The following is a 7,083-nucleotide window of genomic DNA, read 5'->3' as shown; positions in this document are numbered from 1 at the left end:
CTGCGGCCCACTTTTGTTTTACCCACAGGTAAACGGAATTAACTAAGCGTCGATCGGATCCTCGGTTTCCTCTTTTGGTGAATCCTCGTTGGCTCTCTGTGGCAGACTGTCTCTATGACTAATCAGACACCTAACTCCGATGTGGTTAACCTCGCTTCTTCTGAGGACGAGGCTCAAGACAACTTCACTCCCGTAACGACCGAAGAAGGTAAGCTACAACAGCTTATTGAATGGCTCGAAGAACACGTCTCGGCCTATTCCTACTTGAGCGAGGTTGTCCCCTTGGGTGCCTCTGAGGAAGACATTAAGAAGGCTCGTGCGTCAGTCAATGACCGCGGCGCTCGTATGCCAGACGCCATTATTCACGGTTCGATGATGGTCCTGGGGGCGGCTGTCAACCACTCTTCGCCATACCTTGCGTATGCCGACGGCAAGGTAGAGGTGACGGATACGACGGTGGGGGATAGTCCTAGCGTTCCGGTTCGGGTTTTTGTCCCGCAGGATCCAACCGGGTCTGTGGTAGTTGCTGCACACGGCGGCGCTTTCTGGATGGGTGACGGCAGTCTGCGTGAGAATTCCTTCGGCCCAAATATGGCTGCCCTGGCAGCCCGATCGGGCGCAATTGTTGTGGATGTGGATTACCGTCTCGCGCCAGAGCATAAAGTATCTGAGGCCGTCAATGACATCGCGCGGGTAGTCGCATCTGTTGCAGATGATTCGTTGCAGCTTCAAAAATTGGGTGCAATGCCCATCAGTGATCAGAACCCGATAGTTCTCTATGGTGTCTCTTCAGGCGGCCACAACGTTGTTTCTGCGGTGGACCAGATTAGTCAAGACACTCCGGTTGCTCTGTTGCTCGTTGCCCCGGCTCTAGACCTGCGTGGTGCTCCTGCGGTGTGGTTGCAGGCATTCTTCGGCACCTCTGATGATTCGGCAAAGGAAGTGTCACCGGGATTGCATGAGCCGTCGCGAAGCATGCGTGTCCACGTTCAGGCGGCCTCCCGCGATACTGTCGTTCGGCCAGCTACCGAGTACCTGAAGAAGGTTGAGGAGGCAGGGGGAGAGGCCTCTCAGGCGGTATTCTTGGCGACTCACCAGATTGCGGTTCCAAAGGTTCAGCGAGAACAGATTACGGACGCGGCGCGGTTCATTCTAGAGGCCACTCACACGGAACGTGAGCTGCCAGAGGATCCGGCAGGTGAATACGATAAGGAAGCGATCGACCGGCAGAACGAAGAGTCATGGGGCAAGAGCTAGTCAATCCGTTTCAGTTCCCAATGGCGCTCTCGCCGTGCATGTGAGCACCGCGGAGGGGGCGCTGCTAAGGGAAATCGGGGGCGGGTCTAGAACAGTTCAGTGCCAAAATGTCGGGGGCTAACAGCCCCCGGACTAGTTCAGCGGCAGGAGGTTGCGCTTCGTTGCGTGTACCTCTTCCACCCGGTCGATGTTGCGTTCGAGCACATTCCAATCGTTGACAGGAATATTGCGCTGGGCTTGGGCAATGATTGACTTGTCTGGAGTGGACCACGCGAGCGGCACTGGGGTGATCTCGTCGTAGAACTCGGTGCGGCTCTTGTGTGTACCGGCCACAGCAACAGCTGGCACCTTCGCGCCCACGCGGCGGGGGACACCGGAAATCGTGGTGACCGTACGTGTAGCCAGGGCCGGGACGGGCTCGCCATCGGAGGGGTTTTTACGCATGTCCACCAGGGTCATCAGCACCATGGTCCGCTCATCCACACGCGCAATCATGGCCGGAACCAGCGGGGATTCGTCGTAAAGCTCTTGCGGATCCTTAATTGCGCGTCGCACCTGGAAGGTAACGCCGACGTAGAGAGCCGCGAGGGCGAAAAGCACAACCGCGCTGCCGATAACAAACGGCGTGCGGTCGAAAACTATTAGAACCAGCACAGCGCCGACGAGCAGCAGAGCAGAGAAAATGCCGGAGGAGATGAGCAGTCGGCGGGCATCGCGGTAGTACTCGTTGTTGGCGTTGGTGTGCTCGCGGTTGACGGGGAAGTGAAAGTTCATGGCAGTCCTTTAGTTATCCAGTTTTCTAGGATTCCGAGCTAGCGGTGGAATCACCGGGCAGGGAGGGCCCGAGGTACTCATCAGCGTCGACGATTCGGTAGGCGTAGCCCTGTTCCGCCAGGAAACGCTGGCGGTGAGCTGCGTATTCGGTATCGAGCGTATCGCGAGTCACCACCGAGTAAAAGACGGCGCCACCACCATCGGACTTCGGGCGCAGGAGACGCCCCAGGCGCTGTGCCTCCTCCTGTCGGGAACCGAAGGTGCCGGAGATTTGCACGGCGACAGAGGCTTCGGGAAGGTCGATGGAAAAGTTCGCAACCTTGGAGACCACCAGCGTGTTGATCTCGCCGCGCCGGAACTTCCCAAAGAGCTCCTCGCGTTTGGCGTTGGACGTCTTTCCTTCGATGACGTCGACGCCGAGCTCTTCGCCGATCTCTTCGAGCTGATCCAGGTAGGCACCAATCACCAGAGCGGGTTCGCCCTCGTGTCGGGCAAGGATTTGCTTGACGACGGGAATCTTCGTCGGCGTCGTTGCGGCCAGACGATACCTGTCGGAGGCCTCAGCCGTGGCGTAGAGCATGCGCTCGGACTCGGTTGGGGTCACGCGGACCTCAACGCAGTCAGCCGGTGCGATCCAGCCCTGGGCTTCGATGTCCTTCCACGGGGCGTCGTAGCGCTTCGGGCCAATCAGGCTGAAGACATCGCCCTCGCGGCCATCTTCGCGCACCAGGGTAGCGGTGAGCCCCAGTCGACGGCGCGACTGCAGATCCGCGCTCATTCGGAATACAGGAGCGGGCAGGAGGTGGACCTCGTCATAGATGATGAGGCCCCAGTCGCGGGAATCGAATAACTCGAGTGCGCGGTATTCTCCCTTAGTCTTGCGCGTGACCACTTGGTAGGTCGCAATGGTGACGGGGCGAATTTCCTTCTTTTCGCCGGAGTACTCGCCGATTTCGCCCTCGGTCAGCGAGGTGCGTCGCAGCAGCTCGTCGCGCCATTGCCTGCCGGCGACGGTGTTGGTGACCAGAATCAACGTGGTGCGCTGCGCGTCTACCATGGCCGCTGCACCGACGATTGTCTTGCCTGCGCCACAGGGCAGCACCACGACGCCGGAGCCGCCTTCGCGGAAGGAATCAGCCGCCATGCGTTGGTAGTCGCGCAGTTCCCAGGTGTCGTGGCCTCCGGTGCCCTGATCCTGCCAAGCGATGGCGTGTGCCTCACCGTCGATGTATCCGGCGGTGTCATTGGCAGGCCAGCCGACCTTCAGCAGCTCCTGTTTGATTCGGCCTCGCTCGGAGGGGTGCACGGTCCAGGTGTCGGCATCGATTTGCTCACCGAGCATCGGACGAATCTTTTTGTGCTTGGTCACCTCGGCCAGTACCGCAGGGTCGTGTGAAACCAGAATAAGGCCGTGAGCTGGGTGCTTGGTCAGGCTCAGGCGACCGTAGCGGTCCATGGTCTCCGCGACGTCGATAAGCAGCGGCTGTGGGACGGGGAACTTGGAGAAGCGCTCGAGGACGTCGACCACCTGCTCCGCGTCGTGACCGGCGGCGCGGGCATTCCACAGCGCCAGCGGGGTGATGCGGTAGGTGTGCACATGTTCAGGAGCACGTTCGAGCTCCGCGAACGGTGCCAGCGCCGCGCGTGCCGCATCCGCCTCCGGATTATCGACCTCCAGCAGCACCGTCTTGTCCGATTGGACGATCAGCGGACCCGTACCGAAACCCATTATTTCCTCGCCTCGCAGACATTCGACCAAAAATAAGCTAAAGGTCAATTCTGCCACGATTACGCAGAAGATGCGGCACGGGCTCGAATCATCCCGAACCGCCACATTCGCTTCTGCATCGCTTTACGACGGTCCGCGCGCCCGCCGCCTAGTCGACAGGATGTACTTCGGTAATGCGATGCAGCAGGAAGCGCAGCACTTGGCTGGTGGCCGGGTCGATTGCATCGACCTGCCCACCGGAGACTGTGACTGGGCGCACGCGCTTGCGGCCGGGTTTGCCGTTGCGGTCAACGTAGCTCAAATACAGGTCGTCACCGTGGCGAGCCGCGCGCTGCAGGAGCTTGAATGCTTCGGTGCCGGAGGCGTAGTCGCTCGTGCCACCGGTGCTAGTGCTGGCACCGGCAGCTGTGCCCGTACCTGTCGTCGAATCCGCAGCCGAGTCAGAGACCCCAGCAGTGCTGCCACTGGCCGTAGCGCCACTGGAACTACCGGCGTGCTCAGCAGCACGGTTGCCATCGGCAATAGCCGTCAACGCCTGGCTGATGCGTTCCGGTTCGGGCATCGTTGTACGCGCAGTGGGCACCGGAGCTGGCGCCTCAATGCGGCAGGGAGCGAGACCGAGATCCAGCACCAAACCCTCTGCATCTTCGGCGATGATGGAAAAGCCCGCATTTCTAGCGGTCTCAATCACCTGGGCAAGCGGGGCCTGGCTAATTAGCACCGTTTCGGCAATCTTCCGCAACGCCAGGCTTTGTCCAGCTTGGTGACTCTGGAATGAGGCCAGCAGGGCCGGGTCGTCACAGCGGATAAACGAAGCTGCGGGGCCACCGCGGAGACGACCGTGGCGGCGGGCGACGTCGTCAAGCAAATAGGTAATGGACTGCGGCACCTCGCCGACGGCGTAGCGCGAAAGAAACTCCGAGATATCGGCGGCATTGATGCCGGCGTCGAGGGCATCGCGAAGGCTGTCTTCGGTCACGCGGTAGACGCTGGCGAGGCCGGGAGATTCCAGCTGCGCAATCGAACTGAGCATGCGTTCCATCTCCGGGGATGCGGGGCCCGGTACGACGATGGTGTTGTCCGCCTGAACCATCAGGTACGAGGCGTTCGGCGGCAAGAGGTTGTTACAGGCGGCACGCAGATCGTCGAAGGCCTCGGCGGTGCCGGATTCGATGAGCGCGACCGTGGCTTTGCCGACCTCGCTAAGGCCGACGGAAATTGTTTCCACGCCCGGGTCCCGCACGACGATGCCGAGGGCGACCAGCTCGTCGACCACGCCACTGAGCGTCTCGTCCGTGCACCTCGCGTTGGTAATCGGGTAGTAGTAGGCGGCGCATTCACGCAGGCCAGCCAGAGCAACGATGTCGTTGTCGCTTGCCGACGACGCCACCTGCGCACAGCAGGCCAGCACCATTTCCCGGATTGACGGTACCCCGGAGAGCCGAGCTTGTGGGGAGAGTAGAGCAATGCGCTTGCCTTCCTCATTGAGCTGGTCGACCCGCCAGGGAGCTGCGTCGCTAGTGCGAGTGCCGACCGTCAAACTCACCCACCGGTCAACCAGGTCGGCGTCGAGGAAGCCGTCGGCTGCCAGCGTGGGGGCGAAATAGTCACCACCGCTGTCGTGCAGTGGCAGCGGATGTGGAGTACCGACATGAACCAGGCCCGCTGCACTGAGATTAGCCACGCCGCGAGCCAACTCCGAGATGTCGACGCCGAGCTCCTCGATGAGACTGCGGGTTTCCCGCACTCCGATGACACCGTTTTTCAAGGTCGGCGCGGGGTCGGTTCCCAGCAAGTCCAGCAGGTCAGTCGCCTGTCGCAAAGTTTCCCAGGCAGTGGCGGCAGCACGGTCGTTACCGCTGGCGATCGCGTGGGTAGCGGGGGTTTCGGGGCGCAGGGGGACGTCGTCGTCGGCAAGCCCGACTCCACGCATAAGCGCGCGAACGGTGGCGGGCAGGCGGACGGTGCCCTCGTCGATGCGTTCGAGCAGGCCGGCGTTGATGAGCGCTGGGACCGGCAGTGAAGGGTCGGCATCCGGATGAGCGTCCTTTGTGACGCCGAGCCCTCCGGAGTTGGCGAGGGTATCCAGGAGACGCTGCTGCCTGTCTGTGACCTCGGTGAGTGCCGTGCGTAGCTGGCTGCGGCTGGGGCCATCGGGATTGGGCAGAAGATACCAGCCAGGTGGCAACGAGGTGGCGACCTCATCGCTGAGGCAGAAGTAGTCCTGCCAGGGCAGAGGCTTCTTGCGGGTGGACTTGCCGGTGAAGGTGCCGCGGGGGCCGGGACCGTTGCCCCAGATGAGTCCGTATTCGCGCAGGGTATCGAGGCTTGTCCGAATATGCGTGGCCGTGGGCCGTTGATTGGCGGGAACCTCTGCTCGAGAGAGTAAGTCGAGAATGTAGTCGATGAGGGCGTCCGCAGTGACGGGTTCGGCGTCAGCACCGAGGTCGGCGGCGGCCTCAATGCAGGCGAGCTCCAGTGCGGGCAGTCTGGTCAGCGCGCGGGAGACAGAAGCGCGGAGCTGGAGCCTTGCCGCTAGCACCTGGGAAGACTTCGGCGGTGGCGACAGCGCATCGGGGCGATTGCTGAGGATAGTGCCCACAAATTGGTCTGGTTGACCTGCCAACCAGTCGGAAAAGAGTGCAAAGGGGGTGGTGCTAGTCATGACAATCCCCACTTTAGTGAGATTTAAGGAGGGGAGAAGGTGACTGGGGAGAAAATTTTTGGGATAATCTCAGCATGGCTAACGTTGCAAAGAAATCCTATGTCGATCCCGGCTGGCCGAAGGACCTCGAGCCTGGTCAGCACGCTGTTACTGAACTGATTGCTCACCACGCTGGTGCAGATTCGCCTTTCGGCGACATTGAGTTCCCGGTTGATCCGGAGACTCTGGGTTACGTGCACCCGACCACGGTGATTAACAAGTAATCTTTTAGGTTCTTAGCAGAGCTACATCTGCTGGAGGCCCGCAGCCGTGACTGCTAGTTCAGTCATGGCTGCGGGTTTTCACATCAGTGGCCTCGGGGCGGGGGGGGCTTGAGTAGGGGCGCTTGAAGTGGGCGGGGGCTTATTCAAGCCCAGTTTTTGGCCAATCCACCGGAATGGCCCCATGGATGCGGGCTGCAAATGTGAAACTGTGTAAGTTTATGACACTTTCAAGCCATTTTTCGGGCCATTTTTGTCATAAACGCAGTCACTAACTCGCGTTGGCACGCCGTCGCCAGCCATAAACGCAGACAGTAATTCACGCAGTCACTAACTCGCATTGGGTCGGCGGGTTAAGTAAAGGAAAGTGTGTCCGCATGCCACCATAACCCCAGACC

General features: G+C 60.8%; 5 protein-coding genes. 2 read left to right on the top strand and 3 right to left on the bottom strand.

The annotated features are described in order from the left end of the window. The first annotated feature begins 114 nt into the window (after positions 1–114). Complete coding sequence (locus tag HMPREF2751_RS06965) at positions 115–1,257, top strand: alpha/beta hydrolase (RefSeq protein WP_049171987.1); 1,143 nt, start codon at positions 115–117, stop codon at positions 1,255–1,257. Between the two features lie 132 nt (positions 1,258–1,389). Here HMPREF2751_RS06965 and HMPREF2751_RS06960 read toward each other — a convergent pair whose 3' ends face one another. The 3 genes from HMPREF2751_RS06960 to HMPREF2751_RS06950 form a co-directional block, all read right to left on the bottom strand. After that, a complete protein-coding gene (locus tag HMPREF2751_RS06960) occupies positions 1,390–2,031 on the bottom strand; it encodes a DUF3239 domain-containing protein (protein WP_049171985.1) in 642 nt (213 codons plus the stop codon). 25 nt (positions 2,032–2,056) lie between these two features. Continuing rightward, positions 2,057–3,760, bottom strand: a complete 1,704-nt coding sequence (locus HMPREF2751_RS06955) for a DNA repair helicase XPB (protein WP_070429506.1) — start codon at positions 3,758–3,760, stop codon at positions 2,057–2,059. Positions 3,761–3,908: 148 nt separating this feature from the next. Continuing rightward, the gene (locus HMPREF2751_RS06950) at positions 3,909–6,425 is read right to left on the bottom strand and encodes a helicase-associated domain-containing protein (protein WP_070595750.1); all 2,517 of its coding nucleotides are present in this window, start codon (positions 6,423–6,425) and stop codon (positions 3,909–3,911) included. 74 nt (positions 6,426–6,499) lie between these two features. Between HMPREF2751_RS06950 and HMPREF2751_RS06945 the strand changes: the two genes are divergently transcribed. After that, entirely contained in the window at positions 6,500–6,688 is a 189-nt protein-coding gene (locus tag HMPREF2751_RS06945; protein ID WP_016423317.1) for a hypothetical protein, read from the top strand. The last annotated feature ends 395 nt before the right edge of the window (positions 6,689–7,083 follow it).

Origin of the sequence: Corynebacterium sp. HMSC063G05 (assembly GCF_001810555.1) — a bacterium.
Taxonomy (GTDB): Bacteria; Actinomycetota; Actinomycetes; order Mycobacteriales; family Mycobacteriaceae; genus Corynebacterium; species Corynebacterium jeikeium_D.
This window is presented reverse-complemented; position numbering and strand designations above follow the sequence as displayed.

Excerpts from the sequence above, each read along its gene's own strand:
- HMPREF2751_RS06965 (WP_049171987.1), top strand. The coding sequence starts at position 115 with ATGACTAATCAGACACCTAACTCCGATGTGGTTAACCTCGCTTCTTCT.
- HMPREF2751_RS06960 (WP_049171985.1), bottom strand. The coding sequence starts at position 2,031 with ATGAACTTTCACTTCCCCGTCAACCGCGAGCACACCAACGCCAACAAC.
- HMPREF2751_RS06955 (WP_070429506.1), bottom strand. The coding sequence starts at position 3,760 with ATGGGTTTCGGTACGGGTCCGCTGATCGTCCAATCGGACAAGACGGTG.
- HMPREF2751_RS06950 (WP_070595750.1), bottom strand. The coding sequence starts at position 6,425 with ATGACTAGCACCACCCCCTTTGCACTCTTTTCCGACTGGTTGGCAGGT.
- HMPREF2751_RS06945 (WP_016423317.1), top strand. The coding sequence starts at position 6,500 with ATGGCTAACGTTGCAAAGAAATCCTATGTCGATCCCGGCTGGCCGAAG.